The following is a 22,491-nucleotide window of genomic DNA, read 5'->3' on the forward strand; positions in this document are numbered from 1 at the left end:
TACTCCGGGTCCCTGCCCATGCTGTTCCAGCACGTCTCCATCGCCGGTCTCGCCCACATCGACGCGCCCCACGCGCTGTCGTCCGATGAGATCAACCTGCGCCTGAAGCCCACGCTCGATCGCCTGGGCATCAAGACCGACGTGCTGCGCGATGTCGCCGGCATCAATTCGCGCCGCCTGTGGGACGAGGGCAAGCCCACGGCCGACGCCGCCACCGACGTGGCCCGCAAGGCGATCGCCGAAGCCGGCATCGACCCGGCCAAGATCGGCATCCTGATCAACACCTCGGTCTCGCGTGATTTCCTCGAGCCCTCGGTCGCCTCGATCGTCTCGGGCCAGCTGGGCCTGCCGGACACCTGCCAGAACTTCGACGTGGCGAACGCCTGCCTCGCCTTCATCAACGGCATGGACATCGCCGGCCGCATGATCGAGCGCGGCGAGATCGACTACGCGCTGATCGTCAACGCCGAGAACGCCAACGTCGTCTACCAGAAGACGATTGAGCGCCTGAACCGCGAAGGCATCACGCACGACGAGTTCCGCAACGAGTTCGCCAGCCTCACGCTCGGCTGTGGTGCCGCCGCCATGGTGCTGGCCCGCCGCGAGCTGGTGCCGGACGGCCCGCAGTACCGCGGCGGCGTCACCCGCGCGGCCACGCAGTGGAGCCACCTCTGCCGCGGCAACCTCGACCGCATGGTGACCGACACCAAGATGCTGCTGATCGAGGGCATCAAGCTGGCGCAGCTCACCTTCGGCGCCGCCAAGCAGGCGTTGGGCTGGGCGGTGGAGGAGATGGACGAGTTCGTCATCCACCAGATCTCGCGCGCCCACACCGAAGCCTTCCTGAAGACCTTCGGCATCGACCCGCAGAAAGTGCTCACCATCTTCCACGAGCACGGCAACATCGGTCCGGCTTCGGTGCCGATCGTGCTGTCGAAGCTCAAGGAGATGGGCCGCCTGAAGAAGGGCAAGCGCATCGCCCTGCTCGGCATCGGTTCGGGCTTGAACTGCTCGATGGCGGAAGTGGTCTGGTAAGGCCCGCCGCCCCCTGATGCGACGCGAGGGCCGGGCGACCGGCCCTTTGCTTTTCGCGTTACCAAGGGCTTGCTGCGATGGTTCTGGTAACGCCAGCGTTACCAAGTTGACGTCAGGCTGGGATCAAGTAACGTGGGGCCATCAAAACGTTACTTACCCCCATGACTCGGATCACCGGTCACTACGTCACCAGCACCATGAACGGCTTGGCACATCAAGCCTTCGTACCATCAGCACTGCCTCCGGATCCGCCGCTGCGCGTCGATCCGTTGCTGGACGACTTGCGAGAAAGGGCATTGATCGCCCTAGGCGAACTGAAGGGCGTCACACGCGTCCTTCCGGATACGCGACTGTTCCTCTACCACTACGTCCGCAAGGAAGCCCTACTCTCGTCGCAGATCGAGGGCACGCAATCCTCGCTCTCCGACCTGCTGTTATTTGAGATGGATGAAGCGCCGGGTGTCCCAATTGATGATGTCCGGGAAGTCTCCAACTATGTCGATGCGCTGGAACATGGCTTGGGGCGCCTACGCAGCGGATTTCCGCTCTCACTTCGACTCATCCGCGAGATGCACGAGCATCTTCTGCGCCGTGGACGCGGAGCAGCGAAAGCGCCCGGCGAATTCCGGCGCTCAAGCGTGTGGATTGGCGGCCCAAGCCCAGACCGTGCGCAGTTCGTCCCACCGCCTGCCGAACATCTCCCTGACTGCCTGAGGGCGTTGGAAGCATTCTTCCACGCGCGCGACGACGGAGTGCCGCCTCTTGCCCGCGCCGCTTTGGCGCATGTTCAATTCGAAACGATCCACCCCTTCCTCGACGGGAACGGCCGTCTGGGCCGTCTACTCATCGTCCTATTGCTTCGAGAAGCAGGCCTGCTCGACGAGCCCTCGCTTTACCTCTCGCTGTACTTCAAGACACGACGAGAGGAGTACTACGAACGATTAAATGCTGTCCGTTCCTCGGGTGACTGGGAGGGCTGGTTGCGATTCTTCTACGAGGGTGTCGCCGCTACCGCGGGGCAGGCCGTGGACACTGCGCAGCGGTTGTTGAGGCTTTTCGACACCGATCGCCAGCGTCTGCGCGAGACGGGTCGATTGGCGGGGAACGCCTTGCAGCTCCACGAAAGAATGACCTATCACCCGATCCGAAGCATTCATCGCCTGGTCGAGGAAACCGGGCTGACCAAGCCGACCGTAGCTCGCGGCCTCGAGAAGATGATCGAGCTCGGCATCGTCGACGAAATCACCGGCCGGAAGAGAAACAAGGCCTTCGCCTACCGCCAGTACCTCGCGATCCTCAGCGAAGGCGCTCAGCCCCTTTGACGGAAAGGACTCATGTCGAAACTGCTCATAAACCAATATCTCGGCGACCTTTCTCGCTTGAAGCAGGTCAGCGGAACAAGTCGCGAGTCAGTGGTTCGCGAGGCGTTCAAGGATCTGCTCAAGGGGTATGCGCGCAGCCACGACCTCGTGTTCGTTCCCGAGTTCGAGATCGAATCGCCAGCCAAAGAGCGCCGCTATGTCGACGGCGCCCTGCTCCATGCGCTTCGCTTGCCGTTCGGCTACTGGGAAGCGAAGGACGAAAAAGACGACCTGGATGCCGAGATCGCGCTGAAGTTCAAGCGCGGCTATCCGAAGGACAACATCATCTTCGACGACAGCACGCAGGTGGTATTGATCCAGAACGGCATCGAAGTGACCCGCTGCAGGGTTGAAGACACCGATTCCTTGCAGAAGCTGCTGGGGCTCTTCTTCGGCTACCAGCGCCCGGAGATCGCCGAGTTCCGCAAGGCCGTCGAACAGTTCACGACCGACCTGCCCGCGGTGATCGAGGCCTTGCGCGCAATGATCGAGAGTGCGCAGAAGACCAACGCAGCCTTCAGCAAGGCCGCGAAGACCTTCCTTTTGCATGCACAGAAGACGATCAACCCGAGTCTGACCGAGGAGGATGTTCGCGAGATCCTGATCCAGCACATCCTCACCGACGAGATCTTCGATGAGGTATTTCCCGGCCAGCCCTTCCACAAAGACAACAACGTCGCCCGCGAGCTGCACAAGCTCGAGGAAACCTTCTTCACCGGCAACGTCAAGTTCCAGACGCTGAAGGGCCTTGAGGTCTATTACCGGGCCATCCGTTCGGCAGCGGCGCGCATCGGCAGTCACCACGAGAAGCAAACGTTCCTCAAGACGGTCTACGAGAACTTCTACAAGGTCTACAACCCGAAGGCCGCCGACCGGCTCGGCGTGGTGTACACGCCGAACGAGATCGTGCGCTTCATGATCGAATCGGCGGACTGGCTGTGCGAGACGCACTTTAGGCGGAACCTGATCGACCGCGACGTGGAGATCCTCGATCCGGCCGTCGGCACCGGCACCTTCATCACCGAGCTGATCGAGCACTTCCGCGGCCAACCCGCGAAGCTAAAGCACAAGTATCTGGAGGAGCTGCATGCCAACGAGGTGAGCATCCTTCCCTACTACGTGGCCAACCTGAACATCGAGGCCACGTATGCCGCCATCACCGGCGAGTACGAGGAATTCCCCGGCCTGTGCCTAGTGGACACGCTGGACAACACGGCCGGGCTCGGACGCAAGACCGGCGACCAGGTGGCCGACCTGTTCGGCATGGGCGAGGAGAACGTCGAGCGCATCAAACGGCAGAACCGCCGCAAGATCAGCGTGATCATCGGCAACCCGCCCTACAACGCCAACCAGCTCAACGAGAACGACAACAACAAGAATCGCGAGTATCCGGAGATCGATCGGCGCATCAAGGACAGCTACATCAAGGCGTCGACCGCCCAGAAGACAAAGCTGTACGACATGTACTCACGGTTCTTTCGCTGGGCCAGCGACCGGCTGCACGACGATGGCGTGCTGGCCTTCATCACCAACCGCAGCTTCCTCGATGCGCGCACCTTCGACGGCTTTCGGAAGATCGTCGCGCAGGAATTTGCCGAGATTCGCGTGGTCGACCTCGGCGGAGACGTGCGCGCTAACCCGAAGCTGTCCGGCACAACGCACAACGTTTTCGGCATCCAGACCGGGGTGGCGATTAGCTTTCTCGTCAAGAAGCGCGGCAGCAAGGGCGCGCGCATCTTCTATGCGCGCCGACCCGAGATGGAGACGGCAGAGGAAAAGCTTGCGTCTTTGGCTGGGACATCACTGAAGTTCCTCACGATGAGCGAAGTGATGCCGGATGGCGCCGGTCACTGGCTCAATCTCACTCAGAACGACTTCGAGACGCTTCTTCCTTTGGCGACAAAGGCTACGAAGTCTGGCAAGCGCGGGAGCAACGCCATATTCCGAACCTTCTCCTTAGGGGTGTCGACGAACCGAGATTCATGGGTGTCTGCACACACCGAAGGAGAAACGCTTGATCGCATGGCGTACTTCATTGAGGCGTTTGAGGCTTCAAGGGAAGGAGGTGGGATTCCGACTACTTCCATCAAGTGGTCGAGGAACTTGAAGCGGAGATTCGACCAAGGCAGGCAAGAGCCATTCGACGAGACTCGACTGACGAAATGGCTTTATCGACCCTTCACTGTTCGGCCAATCTACGACTCCGACCTCTTCATTGACGAAAGGGGTGCCGCATCAAGGATGTTCCCATCGGGTCAAGCGAACAGCGCAATCTGCTTCACGGTTGGCGGCCGACTCGACTTCAACGCTTTCGCTACTTCGATGAGCGCGTCACTGACCGTGCTTTCGCTGGATGCCAATCAATGCCTCCCGAGACGCATCTTCGGCGGGGAGGGCGATGTCGAAAACATCACTGACTGGGCGCTCAAGCAGTTCCGCGAACACTACGGCGCCAAGGGCAAGCAGCCGCAGCCCATCACCAAGGACGCGATCTTCCACTACGTCTACGCCGCGCTCCACGATCCGGTGTACCGCGAGAAATACGCGCAGAACCTCAAGCGTGAGTTCCCCCGCATTCCGCTATACGGCAATACGGCGGGTGATTTCTGGCGCTGGGCCGGCTGGGGCGAAAAGCTGATGGCCCTGCACCTCGGGTTCGAGACGGTTGAGCCTTGGCCGCTGACACGCACCGACGTTCCTGATGAGAAGGCCCGAAAGGCTGGGCAGGCACCGAAGCCCGCCCTGAAGGCGGACAAGATCGGATGCCGCATCGTGCTGGATTCCGAAACCACACTGGTAGGCGTTCCGGCCGAGGCGTGGACCTATGTGCTGGGCAATCGCAGCGCGCTGGAGTGGGTGCTGGACCAGCACAAGGAATCGCAGCCCAAGGACCCGACCATCCGCGCCCGATTCAACACGTATCGGTTCGCCGACCACAAAGAGCGCGTGGTCGATTTGCTGGCGCGCGTGACGCGGGTCAGCGTGGAGACCCAAGCCATTGTCGATGCCATGGCTGCGGAACCGCGCTAAGGCTTCCTCCACCGCCACACGGTAGAATCCGCGCCTTGCCGCGACGCCCGCCCCTCTTCCGAGTCCCGCCCTTGAACTTCCCCGACTACCCGTTCACCCCGCAGCGCTTCGATCGCGGCGCCGGCATCGCGATGAGCTACCTCGACGAGGGCCCGCGCGACGGCGAGGTGGTGCTGATGCTGCACGGCAACCCGTCGTGGAGCTTCTACTGGCGCCGTTTGGTACTGGGCCTGCGCGACCGCTATCGCTGCATCGTGCCCGACCACGTCGGCATGGGGCTCTCGGACAAGCCGAACGACAAGCACTACCGCTACACGCTGCAGTCGCGCATCGAGGACCTCGAGAAGCTGCTCGAGCACCTCGGCATCACCGGCCCGATCACGCTGGCCGTGCACGACTGGGGCGGCATGATCGGCTTCGGCTGGGCGCTGAAGCGCCGCGGCCTGGTGAAGCGCCTGGTGATCACCAACACCGCCGCCTTCCCGCTGCCAAAGGAAAAGCCACTGCCCTGGCAGCTGCAGCTCGGCCGCAACTACAACATCGGCGCGGTGATGATCCGCGGCTTCAACGCCTTCGCCGCCGGCACCATCGACCAGTGCGTAAGCACGAAGGTCTCGCCGGAAGTGCGCGCGGCCTACGTCGCGCCCTACAACTCGTGGAAGAACCGCATCAGCACGCTGCGCTTCGTGCAGGACATCCCGCTCTCGCCGCGCGACAAGGCCTGGGCCTTCGTCGAGGAGTCCGGCCGCACGCTGCACGAATACGCCGACCGCCCGGCCTTCATCGGCTGGGGCCTGCAGGACTTCGTGTTCGACAAGCATTTCCTCGACGGCTTCACCCGCGCGCTGCCGAAGGCCGAGGTGATGGCCTTCGAGGACGCCCACCATTACGTGTTGGAAGACAAGCACGCCGTGTTGGTGCCGGCGATCCGCCGCTTCCTCGACGCGAACCCGCTCTGACCCCGCGACCATGACGGCGACCGCCAACATCGCCGCCGTGCTGCCGCGCATCGCGGCCGAACGCCCCGAGCAGCCGGCGATGCGCTGCCCGGGTGGCAAGGGCGCCGACGGCTTCGCCCGCTACGACGTGGTGCTGACCTACGGCGAGCTTGATCGTCGCTCCGATGCCATCGCCGCCGGCCTGCAGGCCTACGGCATCCGCCGCGGCATGCGCACCGTGGTGATGGTGCGGCCGTCGCCGGAGTTCTTCCTGCTGATGTTCGCGCTGTTCAAGCTCGGCGCGGTGCCGGTACTGGTCGATCCCGGCATCGACCGCTCGGCGCTGAAGCAGTGCCTCGACGAGGCCGCGCCCGAGGCCTTCATCGGCATCCCACTGGCACAGTTCGCACGCCGCGTGTTCGGCTGGGGCTTGAAGACCATCCGCCGCGTGGTGACGGTGGGCACGCGGGCCTGGCCGCTGTGGGCCGGCGAGACGCTGGCCCGCCTCGAGCGCAAGGGCGCCGCGCTGCTGGCGGCGAAGGCCGCGCGTGGCGAAGCGACGGCGATGCTGGCCGACACCCACGGCGACGAGGTCGCGGCCCTGCTGTTCACCTCCGGATCCACGGGCGTGCCCAAGGGCGTGGTCTACCGCCACCGCCACTTCATCGCGCAGATCGACCTGCTGCGCGACGCCTTCGGCATCGCGCCGGGCGGCGTCGACCTGCCGACCTTCCCGCCCTTCGCGCTGTTCGATCCGGCGCTGGGCCTGACGTCGGTCATCCCGGACATGGACCCGACGCGGCCGGCGAAGGCCGACCCGCGCAAGCTGCACGACGCCATCCGCCGCTTCGGCGTCACCCAGCTGTTCGGTTCGCCGGCGCTGATGCGCGTGCTCGCCGAACACGGCGAGGCGCTGCCCACCCTACAGCGCGTGACCTCGGCCGGCGCCCCGGTTCCGCCCGACGTCGTGTCGACGATGCGCCGGCTGCTGCCGCCCGACGCGCAGTTCTGGACGCCCTACGGCGCGACGGAGTGCCTGCCGGTGGCGGTGATCGAAGCGCGCGAACTCGAGACCACGCGCGAAGCCACCGAGGGCGGTGCCGGCACCTGCGTCGGGCGCCCGGTCGGGGCCAACACGGTGCGCATCATCCGCATCCTCGACGACGCGATTTCGTTCTGGCGCGACGACTATGTCGTCGGGCCGGGGGTGATCGGCGAGATCACCGTCGCCGGGCCGAGCGCCACCGATGAGTACTTCGCGCGCCCCGAAGCCACGCGGATGGCGAAGATCCGCGAACGCATCTCGGCGCGCGAAGAGCGCATCGTCCATCGCATGGGCGACCTCGGCTACTTCGACGCCGAAGGCCGGCTGTGGTTCTGCGGCCGCAAGGGCCACCGCGTGGAGACCGCCGGCGGCCTGATGACGACGGAACAGATCGAACCGATCTTCAACACGCACCGTCGCGTCGCCCGCACCGCGCTGGTCGGCGTGGGCGCGCGCGGCATGCAGGCGCCGGTGCTCTGCGTCGAGCTGAAGGCCGGCGTGCCCGACAGCGAGTGGGTGCACGTGCAGGCCGAGCTCGAACGCATGGCGATGCGCCACCCGAAGACCGCGCGCATCCACCATTTCCTCCGCCATCCGGGCTTCCCGGTGGACATCCGCCACAACGCCAAGATCGGCCGCGAGCGGCTCGCCGAGTGGGCGAAGGCGCAGCTGCGCGGCGTGCTGCACTAGGGCCGGCTCGCCGCCGGCCCACCCCTCAGTACGCCGCGTCGGGGATCGCGCCGACGGGTTCGTAGCGGCCGCTGGCCGCATTGAACGCGAGGGTGACCACGTCCGCCGGCGTCGTCGGGCGAAGCTGCCCCGGGCCTTCGACGACCTGGCCTTCCAGCGCAAGCCGGAGCGTCGGCCACGACGCCCCCTCGGCGACGAATTCCAGCGTGCCGGCCGTGCCCGCACAGGGCACGTCCGCCCCGATCACCGTGCTGCAGCCCGCGTGGTTGTCGCTGCCCGCGGGAAGCCGGCCGACGTGGTGCCACGCCAGCGGCTCGCCTTCTCCGGCGAACAGTTCGTAGGCGTGGACCCTCACACCGGCGTTGGCGAGAACGGCCACCGGCAGCGCCATCAGGACCCGGCCACCCCCGACCTCGAACACGCGGGCGTCCTGCGTTCCGTCGGGCGAGGGCGCGCGCCCTTCGCCACCGAACCCGCCGATGCCGGTGGTGGCGGACACCGGCTGCCAAGCGCCGTCGACGAAACGCCAGGTGGCCTGCGCCAACTCGACCGTCTGGTCCGGGGCCGGGAAATCGCTGGGCACCGCGGCGGCGGCGAAGCCGACGTACCACCCGGCGCCACCCAAGGCGAACACCTGGCCACGCCAGAACGCCGCTCGACGACCATCCGCGAGCAGGCGCTCCTCGGCAGGTGCGCCATCCTCCGCGGCGGACGATGGGCCGTAGGCGGCGTCCAGCACGGCGGCGGGGCCAGGTGGCGGCACGGCGAGCGCGGCGTCCGGCACGCCGTTGGCGGCCGTGTCCGGCGTTTCGTCGGCGGGCAAGGCCGCGTCGACCGGCACCTCCGCCGGCATCGTCGCCGCCGCGGAAGGTGGGAGCGAGGCCGAGGCTTCGGAGGCGGGCGCCTCCGCGCCGCAGGCCATGAGGCCGATGGCGAGGGCGATGGGCAGTGCGGCGCGGCGGGAGGGGGACGGGACAGGCATGGGGAGTCGACTCAGGCGAGGTGGGGGGAGCGCTCTCGCGGCAGGTTAGGCAATTCGGCCGCGGCTGTCGCCGCGCGCTGGCGGTCCTGCTCGGCCAGGCTGGCCAACGGCTTCTCGAGCGGCTGCGCGATCTGCTCGCGGGTGACCGAGGCCTGCTGGAAGTCCTCGCGGCGGACGTCGCCTTGGATGGCGAACCAGCTGCCGTTGGGCCCCGCCGCCACGCTGGTGATTTCCGTCAGGCCGCGGCGCGTGCCCTGGTCGGCGAGGCTCGCGGCGATGGCGAGGCGTTGCTCGGCCGGCAGGCCGGGCTGTTCGCGCAGCAAGGCCGCATCGGCCTGGCGGACCATCGGATGCGCGAGCGCAACACTGCGAACATCCACCGGCGCCACGTCCGCGCGCGGATCCGGGCGTGGCTGCGGCTGGGCGCGGCGCAACGCATCGAAGGTCGACGGATCGACGATGCCCGTCACTTCGATGCCGCGGCTGCGCTGGAAGCTCTCCACCGCCTCGCGGGTGCGATCGCCATAGCCCATGTCGGCGCGGATCGGCTGGCCGCGGCCGTCGCGGATGTCGAGGCGCTGCAGGTGCTGCTGGATCTCGCCGACGCGCTGGCTGGTCTCGCCCTCGAAGTGCAGGTAGCGGCGCGGATCGACCGCGCGACCCGACAGCGGCGTGCCGTTGGCACCCTCGCGGATCTCGAAGTGCAGGTGCGTGTCGCCGGTGGACGGGGTGTTGCCGCTGCGGCCCATGGTGGCGATCGGCGTGCTGCGGTCGACCTGCTGCTGGTCGCGCACGGTGATCCGATCCAGATGCGCGTAGACGGTCTGCACGCCACCGTCGTGCTGGATGATCACGGTGTTGCCGAAGCCGCGCATCTGCCCGGTGAACACCACGCGGCCCGGCGCGAAAGCCTCGATACGGTCGCCGACGCGGCCGTTGATGTCGATGCCCTTGTGTTCGCGCCCGCCGCTCCGGGCTTCGCCGAATTCGCCGCCACCCTCGCCGCGCTTGTCGGCGATGTTGATCTCGGTGCGGCCCGGCACCGGCCAGCCGCTGCGCAGGCCCGTGGCCGGCGTCGGCTCCGGAGCGCTCGGCGCGCCGGGCGCCGGACGCGTCGGCGCGGGCTGCTGGAGCGCGCGCAGCGTCTCCGGGCCGGCAACGCCATCGACCTCCAGGCCACGGGCGCGCTGGAAGTTGCGCACGGCGTCTTCCGTGCGTTGGCCAAACTGGCCATCGGTGCCGAGTACGCGACCGGCAGCATCGCGCGCGCCGACGGCATTCAAGCGCTCCTGCAACTGCCGGACTTCCACACCACGCTCGCCCTCACGCAACACGCCATCCGCCATGGGGCTGGCCGCGCGAGCGCGCACCGCCGCGTCGAGCGCACGCAGCGTGTCCGGGCCGGCCAGACCATCGACCTCGAGGCCGCGAGCGCGCTGGAAGCTGCGCACGGCGTCTTCGGTGCGCTGGCCGAACTGGCCGTCGGTGCCGAGCACGCGACCCGCGGCGTCGCGCGCGCCGACGGCATTCAGGCGTTCCTGCAGTTGCCGGACCTCGGCACCCCGCTCGCCCTCGCGCAGCACGCCATCGGCCATCGGCGTGCTCGGTGCACTGGGCGCACGGCCCGGCGGAGTGGGCATGGCGGCACCGTTTCGCGGCTCGATGCCGACCTCGGGAATGCGGATCCGGTCGTACTTGGTGTCCCAGTAATTGACGAAGGTCTGGGCGAGTTCGCGGTCGCCCATCTGCCGGAAGCGGTCGCGCGAGACGCCGGTGACGGCCTCGAGATCACCGCCGACATTGGCGAGCAGGTTGGCGCGCGTCGGTGTGTCGCTGAAGAAGCGGCCGGTGTCGATGGCGGCCTGGATCGAGCGGTAACCGTAGGCACCCTGCTGGTGGGCCAGGTAGAGATCGAGCCCGTTGGGCTGGGCCTCGCCGGAAAGGAACGGGCGGCCGGAGCGCTCATGGCTGGCGACAATGTCCGCGCGATTCGCCAAATAGAGGCGCGCGCCGGCATCGGCATTGGCGACGGGGTCGAACTCCCGGCCACGGATGCCGTACTCGCGCGCGGTGCCGGGCACGAACTGGAACAGGCCGGCGGCGCCGCTGCTGGGGTTGAAGGCGCGTTCGTTGAACTGGCCGCCCGTCTCGATGAAAGCGAATCGCAGGAAATCGTCGCGGGGGATCCCGCGCTGCGCCGCCGTGCGCTCGACGATGCCGAGGACGTCCTGGCGGGAGTAGTCACGATCCATGGGGGGCGCTCCACTGTCGGGGGGAGTCCGCAGTGAAGCGCATGCCGCGGCGAAGAGTTCCAACAATTCCCAAGACTCGGCGTCGCGATGAGTTTCCTTGTGTTTCCACGGTGCCTCGACCCGGTCGCGGCATACTGCGCGCCCCGGTTCCACGACCTTGTTCCCCGCATGAAGATCCTCGTCACCGGCGGCGCCGGTTTCCTCGGCCAGGCGATCTGCCGCGGCCTGCAGGCGCAGGGCCACACCGTCGTCAGCACCCAGCGCCGTCGCTCCGCCGACCTCGATGCGATGGGCGTCGAACAGCGGCTGGGCGACCTGGCCGACACGGCCCACGTGATGCGGGCCCTCGAGGGCGTCGACGCGGTGTTCCACAACGCCGCCAAGGCCGGGCACTGGGGCAGCGAGCAGAGCTACATCGACGCGAACGTGACCGGCACGACGAACGTGCTGGACGCCTGCCGCGCGCACGGCATCACGCGCCTTGTGTACACCTCGACGCCGAGCGTCGCGCACAACGGCCGCGTGCCCTGCGAAGGCGGCAACGAGATCGACACGCCCTATGCCCCGACGTTCAAGGCGCCCTACCCGCGCACGAAGCAGATCGCCGAGAAGGCGGTGCTGGCGGCGAACGGCACACCGGTGGCCGGCGGCGGCACGCTGAACACCGTCGCGCTGCGTCCGCGGCTGATCTGGGGGCCCGGCGACACCAACCTGCTCCCGCGCCTCGTCGAGCGCGCGCGGGCCGGGCGCTTGCGCTTCATCGGTGGCGGCCACAACCGGATGGACACCAGCTACGTCGACAACGCCGCCGAAGCGCATCTGCTGGCCTTCGCCGCGCTGGGCCCCGGTTCGGCCTGCGCCGGCAAGGCCTACTTCATCTCGAACGGCGAGCCGCAGCCGGTGCGCGAGATCATCAACGGCCTGCTCGTGGCCGCCGGCGAACCACGCGTCGAGGCCAGCGTGCCCTTCGGCGTGGCCTACGCCGCCGGCGCGCTGTGCGAAGTGCTGTGGCATGCACTGCCGCTGAAGGGCGAGCCGCCGATGACGCGCTTCGTCGCCGAGCAGTTGGCCACGCCGCACTGGTACGACCTGTCGGCCGCGAAGCGCGACTTCGGCTACGTGCCGCAGGTGAGCGTGGCCGAAGGCCTGTCTCGCCTGACGCGCTGGTGGCGCGACACGCACTGAGTTGCGGCATGCTTCGGCCTTCTTCGGCCGGAGCTCCCCATGCGTCGACTCGCCCTGAGTTCGCTGATCCTCGCCACGCTCGCCCTGCCGGCGTGCGCGCCGCCCTCGAACGAGGCGACGACCGCAACATCGCCAGCGACCGCGACACCCACGGTCCACCTGCTGGTCGCCGCGCGCATCGCCGCCAGCGACAACGCGGACGCCAACGCGATGGCGTGGGACGACACGGGCCACATCATCGCGATCGGACGCGCCGAGGACCTTGCCCAGCGCTTCCCGGCGGCGACGCGCCACGACGCCGGCGACAGCGTGGTGATGCCCGGCCTGATCGACGCGCACGGCCACCTGATGAACCTTGGTTTCGCCCTGCTGCGTGCCGACCTCGTCGGTGCGACGAGCAAGGCGGAGATCATCGAGCGCTTGCAGGCCTATGCCGCGACCGTGCCCGCCGACGCCTGGATCATCGGCCGCGGCTGGGACCAGAACGACTGGCCCGAGAAAGACTTCCCGACCGCCGCCGACCTCGATGCCGCCTTCCCCGATCGCCCGGTGTGGCTGGAGCGCGTCGACGGCCACGCCGGCTGGGGCAACACCGCGGCGATGCGCGCGGCCGAGGCCAAGCACGGAAAAACCTTCGACGGCGATTGGCAGGTCGACGGCGGTCGCATCCTGCGGGACGGCGAGAAGGCCACGGGCGTGTTCATCGATGCGGCGGCGGCGTTCATCGACGCGGCGGTGCCGGCACCGTCCGAAGCGCTGCGCGAAGAAGCCTTCGAGCGCGCGCTGGCCGCCGCGGCCGCCAGTGGGCTGACGGGCGTGCACGACATGGGCGTCTCGCGCGCGGACCTGGCGCTGTACACGCGCTTCGCCGACGAAGGCCGCTTGAGCCTTCGCGTCGAGGCCTATGCCGACGGTGATCGTGACGCGCTGGCGGACCGCTGCGCGCAAGGTCCGTACGTGCACGACGGCGGGCGCCTCGCGATGCGCGGGGTGAAGGTCTACATGGACGGCGCGCTGGGCAGCCGCGGCGCCGCGCTGATCGCCGACTACAGCGACGAACCCGGCCACCGCGGCCTGCTGCTGATGCGGCAGGAAGCGCTCGACGCCTTGCTCGCGAAGGTGAAGGGCTGCGGGCTGCAAGCCGCCACGCACGCCATCGGCGACCTCGCCAACCGCCTCGTGCTCGATGGCTACGCCAAGGTGCTGGGCCCGGACGCGGCCACCGTCGACCATCGCTGGCGCATCGAGCACGCGCAGGTGGTTTCGCCGAAAGACCTGCCGCGCTTCGCCGAACTCGGCGTCATCGCCTCGATGCAGCCCACGCACGCCACCTCGGACATGCCCTGGGCCGAGGCCCGAGTCGGTGCCGAGCGCATCCGCGGCGCCTATGCGTGGAAGACGCTGCGCGACGGCGGCGCCCGCCTCGCGCTCGGCTCGGATTTCCCCGTGGAATCGGTCGACCCGCGCCTCGGCCTCTACTCGGCGGTGACGCGCCAGGACCTCGAAGGCCTGCCGCTGGGCGGCTGGCAGCCGCAGGAACGCCTGACGATGGTGGAGGCCTTGGCCGGCTTCACCGCCGACGCGGCGTTCGCCAATCGTCGCGAGGGCGACATCGGTCGTCTCGCCGAAGGCTACCGGGCCGACTTCGTCGTGCTCGATGCCGACCCCTCGGCGATCGACGCCTTGGCCGTGCCAAAGCTCGTGGTGCGTTCCACCTGGGTGGACGGCGCGCCGGTGTACCAGCGCCCAGCGGATTCGGCGGCGACGCCCTGAGCCGGGGCGCGACGCGGCTCAGCGCCCGTCGCGCTTCCAGGGCCGGATGAGGCCGGGCCGCGCCGCGGAGCGCGAAGGACCGGAGCCTGCTTCGGGGGACGAACCGCGCGTGCTGTGCGTCGCCACGCGCGGCGCCCCGCTTCGGCGAAGGCGGGCCGGCAGCTCTGGCGCCGCCGCCTCGCGCCATTGCCCCGCGGCCAGACCCTCCAGCGTGTAGGGGCCGATGGCCTCGCGCACCAGCCGAAGCGTGGGCAGGCCCACCGCGGCGGTCATGCGCCGCACCTGGCGGTTGCGGCCTTCGCGGATCACCAGCCGCAGCCACGCGTCGGGCACGGTCTGGCGCACGCGCACCGGCGGATCGCGCGGCGGCAGCCACGCGGGTGCTTCGATCAGCGCGACCTCGGCCGGCTTCGTGGGGCCGTCGTTGAGCTCGAGGCCGTCGCGAAGGCGCTGCAAGGCCTCGTCGGTGGGCGTGCCCTCGACCTGCACGAGGTAGGTCTTCGGCCAGTCGAACTTCGGCGAGCCGATCGCGGCCACGAGGGCGCCATCGTCGGTGAGCAACAGCAAGCCTTCGCTGTCGAAATCCAGCCGCCCCGCGGCGTAGACGCCTTTCGGCAGCCCGAACCCCGCCAGCGTCGGCCGCGGCGGGACGCTGCGGTCGGTGAACTGGCAAAGCACGTTCATCGGTTTGTGGAAGGCCACGAGCATGCCCTCCAGTGTATCGGCGCGGTGTAGGCTGCATGGCCATGCCGACCTCGATGCAGCGCGCCAGCGACCGCTCCGCCACGCCGGCACCCGGCCCCGGCGAGGCCGCCGTCCTGCCGATGGCGGCCTGCCTGATCGTCGGCGTCACCGCGCATCGCGATCTCGTGCCCGAGGAAGTGCCTTCCCTCGAAGCCGCCGTCGATGCCTTCCTGCAGCGGATGCAAAGCCTGCACCCCGATCTCCCCGTGGCGGTGATGTCGGGCTTGGCTGAAGGCGGCGACCGGCTGGTGGCGCGGCGCGCGCTGGCGCTCGGCCTGCCCCTGGTGGCGCCGCTGCCGCTGCCGCTGGAGGAGTACCGGCGCGACTGCACCTCGCCCGAATCGGCAGCCGAGCTCGACGCCTTGCTGGCTTCCGCACAAGCCATCCATCTGCCGCTCGCCGATGGCAACGACGCCGCCTCGGTGTGCCTGCCCGGCCCCGCGCGCGACCGCCAGTACGCGCAGTTGGGCGTGTTCATCTCCTCGCATTGCCAGGTGCTGCTCGCGCTCTGGGATGGCACCGCCAGCGATGCCGCGGGCGGCACCAGCGACGTGGTGCGCTACCACCTGCACGGCGAGATGCCGGGGCTGGGCCGGGTGGATGCCCCGCCCAACCTGCTGGCCGACGACGACAGCGACCTCGCCTTCCACATCGTCTGTTCGCGCACGCGCAGCGGCGCCACCGCGGACGGTGCGCTCGGCACCCACTGGCTCACGCGCGGGGCGCGGAGTGCCGGCAACGGCCCGATGCCGGACGGCTACGTGCGACTGTTCGACCAGCTCGGCGAGTTCAACGCCGATTCGCGCCTCTATGCCGAGGACATCGAACGCGAGGGCCACGGCCTGCTGCCGCCACCCGAGATCGCGCCGGCGCGGGGATCGCTGCCACGGATCGATGCGCTCTACCGCCGCGCCGACTGGCTGGCCCTCCACTTCCGCCAGCGCGTGCACCACAGCATGGCCCTGCTGCACGTACTGGCCGTGCTCACCGGCCTGCTGCTGATGACCTATGCCGAATTCGTCGCCCACCCGCTGCTGATGGGCGCGATCCTCGGCCTGTTCGCCACCGGCGCCGCGGTGGCTTGGCTGGGCAACCGGCGCTCCTGGCATCGCCGCTACCTCGACTACCGCGTGCTGGCCGAGGGCCTGCGCGTGCAGGCCTACTGGGCCATCGCCAGCGTGCCGTCCTCGCACCGGGTCGGCTTCGCCTACGACAGCTTCCTGCAGAAGCAGGACGTCGAGCTCGGCTGGATCCGCCACGCCATGCGCGCCGTCGCGCTGGGCGGCGAGCGCCGCGCCAACGATGTCGGACTGCAGTGGGTGATCACGCACTGGGTCGGCGATGGCGGTCCGCACGGCCAGCTCGGCTACTTCCGCCGCCGCGCCACCGACCGCGAACGCATGTACCGGCACACGCGCCTGCTCGGCCGCGCCAGCCTGCTGCTCAGCCTCACTGGCGCGATCGTGCTCGTCGTGTTCGGCGCATGGTTCGAGGCGCTGACCGTAAAGCTGCTGCTGGTGACCACCGGTGTGGCTGCCCTGTTCGCCGGCGTGCGCGAGGCCTACTCGTACAAGCTGGCCGACAAGGAACTCATCAAGCAGTACCGCTTCATGGCCCGCGTGTTCGGCGCCGCCGCTGAGCGCATCGCCCGCGACCCGACGCCCGCCAAGCAGCGGCAGGTGCTGGAGGCACTCGGGGAGGCCGCGCTCGAGGAGCACGCCGAATGGATCCTGATGCACCGCGAACGTCCCCTCGAACAACAACCCCTGTCGGGCGCATGAGCACCGTCTTCCTCAGCTATTGCCGCAGCGACCAAGCCGATGCCGCGCGGCTCGCCGCCGCGCTGACGGCGGCCGGACTCGACGTGTGGTGGGACCATCTGATCGAAGGCGGTGCGGCCTTCGCCAAGCGCATCGAGAGCGCGCTCGAAGGTGCCGACGCCGTGGTGGTGCTGTGGTCCGCACGCTCGATCGAATCCGACTGGGTGCTCGACGAAGCGGCGCGCGGCCGTGACCTGCGCAAGCTGGTCCCGGCCTCGCTCGACGACACGCCGTCGCCGCTGGGCTTCCGGCAATACCAGACCGTCAATCTCGTGCACTGGCGCGAAGGCAACGACGAGGCCCCGCTGCAGGCATTGGTTCGCGCCGTCACCGCGATGGGCAGTGGCGCGAAACCCGAACCCGTGCGGGCGGTGTCGGCGGGCCACGACCCCCTCGCGCCACACGGGCAACTGCCTGCCAATGCCATGCGGCGACGGCTGGTGCTGGGCGCCCTCGCCGCCGTGCCGGTGCTTGGCGGTGGGCTCTACGCGTGGCGGCACTTCGCCGGCGGCAGCGCTGTGGTCATCGACAACAGCGTCGCCGTGCTGCCCTTCGACAACCTCAGCGGCGACGCCGCGCAGGCCTATTTCTCCGACGGGCTGTCCGAGGAAGTGCGCAGCACGCTCACGCGCAACCTCGCGCTTCGCGTGATGGCGAAAAGTTCCTCCAGCCGCTTCGCAACCGACCAGCGCGACGCCACCGAGATCGCCAATGAACTGCGGGTTTCCTACCTGCTGCGGGGCACGGTGCAGCGACAGGACGACACGGTGCGCGTCACGGTCAGTCTGGTCGAAGGGCAGACCGGGTTCGACAGCTGGTCGGAGACCTTCACCAAGAAACTCACCGACGTTTTCGCGGTGCAGACGGAGATCGCCTACGCCGTGGCCGACCGGCTCAGCGCCTTCGTCGGTGGCGATCGCGACGATCGCGACGGCCTCGCGGCCGTCGGCGGCACCTCGAACCCGACGGCACTCGACGCCTACCTGCGCGGCCGCTCGCTCTACGACCTCAGCTCCGACGAAGCCTCCGAGCGCGCCGCGCTGCAAGCCTTCGACGACGCGCTGGCGGCCGATGCGAACTTCGCCGCCGCACACGCCGCACGCGCACGCTCGCTGACCACCATCGCCAACCAGTACGGCAGCCCCGACGAGAACGTGCGCCTTTACGCCGAGGCCGTCACGGCCGCCGAGCGCGCCATCGCGCTCGCCCCTGCACTCGCCGAAGCCCACTCGACGCTGGGCTTTACGCGTTTCCAGGGCCAGCTCGACGCCCGCGGCGCACGCGAGCCCTTCCAGGAGTCGCGCCGGCTTGGCGCCGGCGAGGCGACGGTGCTCACGCGCTTCGCGCAGTACGCCGCGCGCTGCGGTCGCCACGACGAAGCGCGCGACGCGCTGGAGCCGGCACTGGTCCGCGACCCGCTCAATCCGCTGATCCACCGCGCGGCCGGCGGCATCGCCTACGCCGGAGGGCGCTTCGCCGACGCCATCCCGCCACTGGAGAAAGCGCTGGCGATGAACCCGAAACTCACGCGGGCGCACGCCGCCATCGGCGATTCGCGCCTGAACCTTGGCGATCTCGACGGCGCCCTCGAGGCCTATGCGAAGGAGCCGGTCGCCGACATGCGTTTCGCCGGGCTGGCGGTGGCGCATCGACGTGCCGGGCGGAACGACGAGGCCGACGCCGCCATGGGCGAGCTGCGCACCCTCGGAGACCGCGTGCTCTACCAGCAGGCGCAGGGGCTGGCGGAGGCCCGGGCGATCGACGAGGCTTTCGATGCCCTCGAACGTGCCCAGGCACTCCGCGACTCGGGCTTGATCTACGCGCGGAACGACCCGTTCCTCGATCCGCTGCGCGGCGATGCCCGCTTCAAGGCCCTGCTCGAGCGCCTCGGCTTCGATCTGCCGGTCGCCTGAGCCGCCCTGCCGCAGCGCAGCAGAGTTTGCCGGACCCTTCTGCTAGCCTCGGTCGCGGCCGAAAGCCGTTCAGCCCCATCCACAAGGAGTGCACCGTGAAGCCGATCGTCGTCGCCAGCCTCGCCCTTGTCCTCGGAACCGCCCTGCTCACCGGCTGCAAGGCTGAAGAGCCCGCGGCCCCCGCTCCCGCGGCCGAACCCGTCGCCGAGCCCGCTGCAGTCGAACCGCCCCCGCCGCCGGCCGAACCCGCCGTCGATGCGAGCGCGCCGACCGACACCATGACCGACCCGGCCGCGCCCGCTGCCGACGGTACCGACCCGAACGCCGCACCGCCGGCCGAGGGCGAAACGATGGAAGAAGAGACGGACACGCCGCACTCGGGCGGCGATAAGGTCTGATCCGTTCTTTGCGGAACACGAGAGCGGCGGCGGAGGTTCCGTCGCCGCTCCCGGCAATGCCTCAAGGCAGGCTGTTGCGCGTCGGCGGCAGGCGCATGGCCTGGTCGATCCAGTCGAGGTACTGGTCGATGCGCGTGTAGACGCTCGGCCGCCCATCGCCGCCGCAGCGGTCGCTGCCCCAACTCACCAAGCCGGCCAACACCGGCGTGCCATTGGTCCGCACCACCGGGCCACCGCTGTCGCCGCCGCAGGTCGACTGCTTCGGATTCGCGGCACAGAACACTTTGGGATGCACCTTGCCGCCGCCGCGACCGGGCCGGCTCTCGCAGGTGCGCTGCCCCATCAGCCGCAGGTCGACGCGCAGCAGCACCGCGCTGTTGATGTTGGCGTTGCCTTGGCCGACGGCCCCCCAACCAGTGGCCGAGACCGGCTCGCCGTCATCGAGCGGCGTGCGATTGAGCGGAATCGGACGGATCAAGGCCGGATCGCGACGCTGGGGCGCGCCGTCAGGCGCGATGCGCAGCAGCGCGATGTCGTTCGCGTACATGTTCGGCGGACTTGCGAGGTCCTGGCTGCCGGCGTCGTACTGCGAGTGCCGAACGATGTGATCAATGCGATAAACGATGCCGTCGCCCGACGAGATGTCCTGCGCGCCGAGGCGCACCTTGAAGCCCAACGCCACTTTCGCCTGGTCGATGCAATGGGCGGCCGTCAGCACCCAATCGTCGGCGATCAGCACGCCGCCGCAGTAATGCTGCCGAACCCATTCGGGATAAGGCGCCTGCGGATTCGGGGCGCGATTCGGATTGAAGATCTGCGCCTGCCACGGGACGGCACTGGCCGCCACCGGACGACCACCGAAGGCGTAGGGCACATCCCGGCCCGGCGACGAAGACCCGGCAGAGGGCCGGCCGCCCGAAGGCGCCCCGCCGAGGCTCAGTGACAGCATCTGCCCGGCCGAGACGCCGTCCTCGCCATCGCGCTGCCCGGTGTCCTCCACCACGCCGTCGGGCCCGGCCACCGCTTCCACGTCGAACGACGCGTCATCGCCGTAGCTGTCGTCGAAGGGAATGGCGTCGTCCGACTCGTCTTCCGCCAGTTCCGGCGCCCACGAGTCGTCCTCGTAGTCCTCGACGAAGGCCATCTCCTCTTCGTCGGTCGCGTCGGCGTCCTCGTCCTCGTCTTCCGCGGCGTCCTCGTCTTCGTCGGCAAGGGCCTCGTCGTCCTCGAACGCTTCGTCGTCTTCGAAGGCCGTGTCGTCTTCGAAGGCGTCATCGCCGAAATCGTCCTCGAAGGCGTCGTCCTCTTGGGCGCCCGCGGCCAAGGTCGCGGCGAGGAGATAGCCCGTGGCACCGGGCAGGGCCCGTGCCGGCGGCGCGGCCACGGCCAAGGCGGCAAGGATCGCGACGCACAGCGCGTCGCCACGACGGATCGACAGCATGGCGCTCTCCCCCAAGGCGTGCGCGGATTGGGCGCCTGCGGCATCGCATCGTCAAGAAGCCGCGACGCATTCTGCGGCCGCGCCGTCGCCACGACCCCGCCGTACACTCCGGGGCTGCCTTCGCGGAGCCCCCGATGCACCCTCTTCGCCGCCTCTACGGCTACGCCAGCGCGTACCGCCGCAACGCCGTGCTCGGCACCGTCTATTCGGTGCTCAACAAGATCTTCGACGTGCTGCCCGAGCTGCTCATCGGCGTGGCCATCGACGTGGTGGTGAACCGCGAGGCGAGCTTCATTGCGCGCTTTGGCATCACCGACCCGATGCAGCAGCTCGTCGCGCTCACCGCCATCACCATCGCGATCTGGGTGCTGGAATCGCTGTTCGAGTACCTGCTCGCGCTGAAGTGGCGCGGCCTCGCACAGGACCTGCAGCACGAGCTGCGCCTCGACGCCTATGCCCACCTGCAGAAGCAACCGCCGGCGGCGATCTCCGAAGCCCGCAGCGGCCGCCTGATGGCCGTGCTCAACGAGGACGTGAACCAGGTCGAGCGCTTCCTCAACACCGGCGCGAACGAGCTGATCCAGGTGGTCGTCGGTTCGCTGATGGTGGGCGTGTTCTTCTTCGCCATGACGGCCAGCCTCGCCGCGCTGGCCCTGCTGCCGGTGCCCTTGATCCTCATCGGTGCGTTCTGGTTCCAGCGTCGCCTGCAGCCGCGCTATGCCGCGGCGCGCGAGGCCGCCGCCACGGTCTCGGCGCGTCTCGACAACAACCTCGCCGGCATGGTGACAATCCAGGCCTACACCGCCGAGGAGGCCGAGCTGGCCCATGTGCGAGCGGCGTCGGACGCGTACCGGCAGGCCAATGCCGAAGCCATCCGCTTCGCCGCGGCGATCACGCCGGTGATCCGCATGGCGGTCCTCGCGGGCTTCGCCGTGACCCTGCTCTATGGCGGCTGGCTCGTGCTGCAGGGCCAGCTCGGCGCCGGCAGCTATGCCGCGCTGGTGTACCTGACGCAGCGCCTGCTGTGGCCGCTCACGCGCCTCGCCGAGATGACCGACCTCTACAACCGCTCGATGGCCTCGGTGCAGCGGGTGATGGACCTGCTGGACAGCCCCGTGCCAGCGCCGCCGCCGGGTCGCATCGCGGCGCGTCCGCAGGGCGCGCTCGCCTTCGAGCATGTCCGCCATGCCTACCAAGGCCAGGTGGCGATCGACGACGTGAGCTTCCATGTCGGCCCCGGCCAGACGGTGGCCTTGGTCGGCGCCACGGGCGCCGGCAAGAGCACCCTGCTGAAGCGGCTGCTCGGCTTCCTCGAGGCGCAGCGCGGACGCATCACCCTCGACGGCCGCGACCTTGCCGACGTCGATCCGCGCTCCCTGCGCCGCCAGCTCGCCTACGTCGCGCAGGAGCCCTTCCTCACCGACGGCACGGTGGCCGAGAACATCGCCTACGGCGACGCCGCGCCGGACGCCGCGCGCATCGAGGCCGCCGCCCGCGCCGCGGCAGCGCACGACTTCATCGCCGCCCTGCCCGCTGGCTACGCCTCCGAAGTGGGCGAACGCGGTGCGAGGCTCTCGGGCGGGCAGCGCCAGCGCATCGCGCTGGCCCGCGCGCTGTACCGCGATCCGGCGGTGCTGGTGCTGGACGAGGCCACCTCGGCCATCGACAACGAAACCGAAGCCGCGATCCAGCGCTCGCTCGCGACGCATGCGAAGGGCCGCAGCACGCTGGTGGTCGCGCATCGGCTGAGCACGGTGCGACACGCTGACGCCATCCACGTGCTGGAGCATGGCCGCATCATCGAGTCCGGCACGCACGACGCATTGCTGTCGCGCAACGGGGCGTACGCTGCGCTCTGGCGCCTGCAGACCGGCGACGCCTGAT

The 22,491-nt window shown here is 69.0% G+C and carries 14 protein-coding genes and 1 pseudogene; 11 read left to right on the forward strand and 4 right to left on the reverse strand.

Annotated features, from left to right (window positions below; all coding sequences use genetic code 11):
* Positions 1 to 18 precede the first annotated feature (18 nt).
* The 5 genes from ACIQ6S_RS08350 (at position 19) to oleC (ending at position 8,099) form a co-directional block, all read left to right on the forward strand.
* A complete protein-coding gene (locus ACIQ6S_RS08350) occupies positions 19 to 1,035 on the forward strand; it encodes a 3-oxoacyl-ACP synthase III (protein ID WP_297866515.1) in 1,017 nt (338 codons plus the stop codon).
* Between the two features lie 161 nt (positions 1,036 to 1,196).
* The gene (locus tag ACIQ6S_RS08355) at positions 1,197 to 2,357 is read left to right on the forward strand and encodes a Fic family protein (protein WP_397572898.1); all 1,161 of its coding nucleotides are present in this window, start codon (positions 1,197 to 1,199) and stop codon (positions 2,355 to 2,357) included.
* Positions 2,358 to 2,369: 12 nt separating this feature from the next.
* Positions 2,370 to 5,426 carry a type ISP restriction/modification enzyme gene (locus ACIQ6S_RS08360; RefSeq protein WP_397607961.1) on the forward strand — a complete coding sequence of 1,019 codons (3,057 nt, stop codon included), beginning with the start codon at positions 2,370 to 2,372 and terminating at the stop codon, positions 5,424 to 5,426.
* Positions 5,427 to 5,497: 71 nt separating this feature from the next.
* On the forward strand, positions 5,498 to 6,385 hold the full coding sequence (locus ACIQ6S_RS08365; protein WP_397572896.1) for an alpha/beta fold hydrolase: 888 nt from the start codon (positions 5,498 to 5,500) through the stop codon (positions 6,383 to 6,385).
* A 10-nt stretch (positions 6,386 to 6,395) separates the two neighbouring features.
* Positions 6,396 to 8,099, forward strand: coding sequence for an olefin beta-lactone synthetase (gene oleC, locus ACIQ6S_RS08370; RefSeq protein ID WP_397607962.1), 1,704 nt, complete (start codon positions 6,396 to 6,398; stop codon positions 8,097 to 8,099).
* 25 nt (positions 8,100 to 8,124) lie between these two features.
* Here oleC and ACIQ6S_RS08375 read toward each other — a convergent pair whose 3' ends face one another.
* Both ACIQ6S_RS08375 and ACIQ6S_RS08380 read right to left on the reverse strand, forming a co-directional pair.
* Positions 8,125 to 9,081, reverse strand: a complete 957-nt coding sequence (locus tag ACIQ6S_RS08375) for a hypothetical protein (RefSeq protein ID WP_397607963.1) — start codon at positions 9,079 to 9,081, stop codon at positions 8,125 to 8,127.
* Positions 9,082 to 9,092: 11 nt separating this feature from the next.
* Positions 9,093 to 11,333 carry a peptidoglycan-binding protein gene (locus ACIQ6S_RS08380; RefSeq protein WP_397607964.1) on the reverse strand — a complete coding sequence of 747 codons (2,241 nt, stop codon included), beginning with the start codon at positions 11,331 to 11,333 and terminating at the stop codon, positions 9,093 to 9,095.
* A 168-nt stretch (positions 11,334 to 11,501) separates the two neighbouring features.
* Here ACIQ6S_RS08380 and ACIQ6S_RS08385 point away from each other — a divergent pair, with 168 nt between their 5' ends.
* Together ACIQ6S_RS08385 and ACIQ6S_RS08390 are read left to right on the forward strand one after the other, a co-directional pair.
* Positions 11,502 to 12,518, forward strand: coding sequence for an NAD-dependent epimerase/dehydratase family protein (locus ACIQ6S_RS08385; RefSeq protein ID WP_397607965.1), 1,017 nt, complete (start codon positions 11,502 to 11,504; stop codon positions 12,516 to 12,518).
* A gap of 39 nt (positions 12,519 to 12,557) precedes the next feature.
* Positions 12,558 to 14,291: an amidohydrolase gene (locus ACIQ6S_RS08390; protein WP_397607966.1), complete on the forward strand. Its 1,734-nt coding sequence runs from the start codon at positions 12,558 to 12,560 to the stop codon at positions 14,289 to 14,291.
* Positions 14,292 to 14,468: 177 nt separating this feature from the next.
* On the opposite strand, the pseudogene ACIQ6S_RS08395 reads toward ACIQ6S_RS08390, so the two are convergent.
* A pseudogene (locus ACIQ6S_RS08395) lies at positions 14,469 to 14,999 on the reverse strand (pseudouridine synthase); the annotation flags it as partial.
* A gap of 32 nt (positions 15,000 to 15,031) precedes the next feature.
* Here ACIQ6S_RS08395 and ACIQ6S_RS08400 point away from each other — a divergent pair.
* The 3 genes from ACIQ6S_RS08400 (at position 15,032) to ACIQ6S_RS08410 (ending at position 19,166) form a co-directional block, all read left to right on the forward strand.
* The gene (locus tag ACIQ6S_RS08400; protein WP_397607967.1) at positions 15,032 to 16,816 is read left to right on the forward strand and encodes a hypothetical protein; all 1,785 of its coding nucleotides are present in this window, start codon (positions 15,032 to 15,034) and stop codon (positions 16,814 to 16,816) included.
* On the forward strand, positions 16,813 to 18,768 hold the full coding sequence (locus ACIQ6S_RS08405) for a TIR domain-containing protein (protein WP_397607968.1): 1,956 nt from the start codon (positions 16,813 to 16,815) through the stop codon (positions 18,766 to 18,768). The genes ACIQ6S_RS08400 and ACIQ6S_RS08405 overlap by 4 nt, the downstream gene beginning before the upstream one ends.
* A gap of 95 nt (positions 18,769 to 18,863) precedes the next feature.
* Positions 18,864 to 19,166 (forward strand): hypothetical protein, encoded by a 303-nt coding sequence (locus ACIQ6S_RS08410; RefSeq protein WP_297875951.1) that lies wholly within the window; start codon positions 18,864 to 18,866, stop codon positions 19,164 to 19,166.
* 61 nt (positions 19,167 to 19,227) lie between these two features.
* On the opposite strand, the gene ACIQ6S_RS08415 is transcribed toward ACIQ6S_RS08410, so the two are convergent.
* Positions 19,228 to 20,607 (reverse strand): serine protease, encoded by a 1,380-nt coding sequence (locus ACIQ6S_RS08415; protein WP_397607969.1) that lies wholly within the window; start codon positions 20,605 to 20,607, stop codon positions 19,228 to 19,230.
* Between the two features lie 134 nt (positions 20,608 to 20,741).
* On the opposite strand from ACIQ6S_RS08415, the gene ACIQ6S_RS08420 reads away from it, so the two are divergent.
* The gene (locus tag ACIQ6S_RS08420; RefSeq protein WP_397607970.1) at positions 20,742 to 22,490 is read left to right on the forward strand and encodes an ABC transporter ATP-binding protein; all 1,749 of its coding nucleotides are present in this window, start codon (positions 20,742 to 20,744) and stop codon (positions 22,488 to 22,490) included.
* Position 22,491 lies beyond the last annotated feature (1 nt).

Origin of the sequence: Silanimonas sp., assembly GCF_044377035.1 — a bacterium.
Classification (GTDB): Bacteria; Pseudomonadota; Gammaproteobacteria; order Xanthomonadales; family Xanthomonadaceae; genus Silanimonas.

Bases quoted from the DNA above. Each gene is read 5' to 3' on its own strand.
- ACIQ6S_RS08385 (WP_397607965.1), top strand. From the start codon at position 11,502: ATGAAGATCCTCGTCACCGGCGGCGCCGGTTTCCTCGGCCAGGCGATC.
- ACIQ6S_RS08375 (WP_397607963.1), bottom strand. From the start codon at position 9,081: ATGCCTGTCCCGTCCCCCTCCCGCCGCGCCGCACTGCCCATCGCCCTC.
- ACIQ6S_RS08390 (WP_397607966.1), top strand. From the start codon at position 12,558: ATGCGTCGACTCGCCCTGAGTTCGCTGATCCTCGCCACGCTCGCCCTG.
- ACIQ6S_RS08350 (WP_297866515.1), top strand. From the start codon at position 19: ATGCTGTTCCAGCACGTCTCCATCGCCGGTCTCGCCCACATCGACGCG.
- ACIQ6S_RS08420 (WP_397607970.1), top strand. From the start codon at position 20,742: ATGCACCCTCTTCGCCGCCTCTACGGCTACGCCAGCGCGTACCGCCGC.
- ACIQ6S_RS08380 (WP_397607964.1), bottom strand. From the start codon at position 11,333: ATGGATCGTGACTACTCCCGCCAGGACGTCCTCGGCATCGTCGAGCGC.
- ACIQ6S_RS08405 (WP_397607968.1), top strand. From the start codon at position 16,813: ATGAGCACCGTCTTCCTCAGCTATTGCCGCAGCGACCAAGCCGATGCC.
- ACIQ6S_RS08355 (WP_397572898.1), top strand. From the start codon at position 1,197: ATGACTCGGATCACCGGTCACTACGTCACCAGCACCATGAACGGCTTG.
- ACIQ6S_RS08400 (WP_397607967.1), top strand. From the start codon at position 15,032: ATGGCCATGCCGACCTCGATGCAGCGCGCCAGCGACCGCTCCGCCACG.
- oleC (WP_397607962.1), top strand. From the start codon at position 6,396: ATGACGGCGACCGCCAACATCGCCGCCGTGCTGCCGCGCATCGCGGCC.
- ACIQ6S_RS08415 (WP_397607969.1), bottom strand. From the start codon at position 20,607: ATGCTGTCGATCCGTCGTGGCGACGCGCTGTGCGTCGCGATCCTTGCC.
- ACIQ6S_RS08360 (WP_397607961.1), top strand. From the start codon at position 2,370: ATGTCGAAACTGCTCATAAACCAATATCTCGGCGACCTTTCTCGCTTG.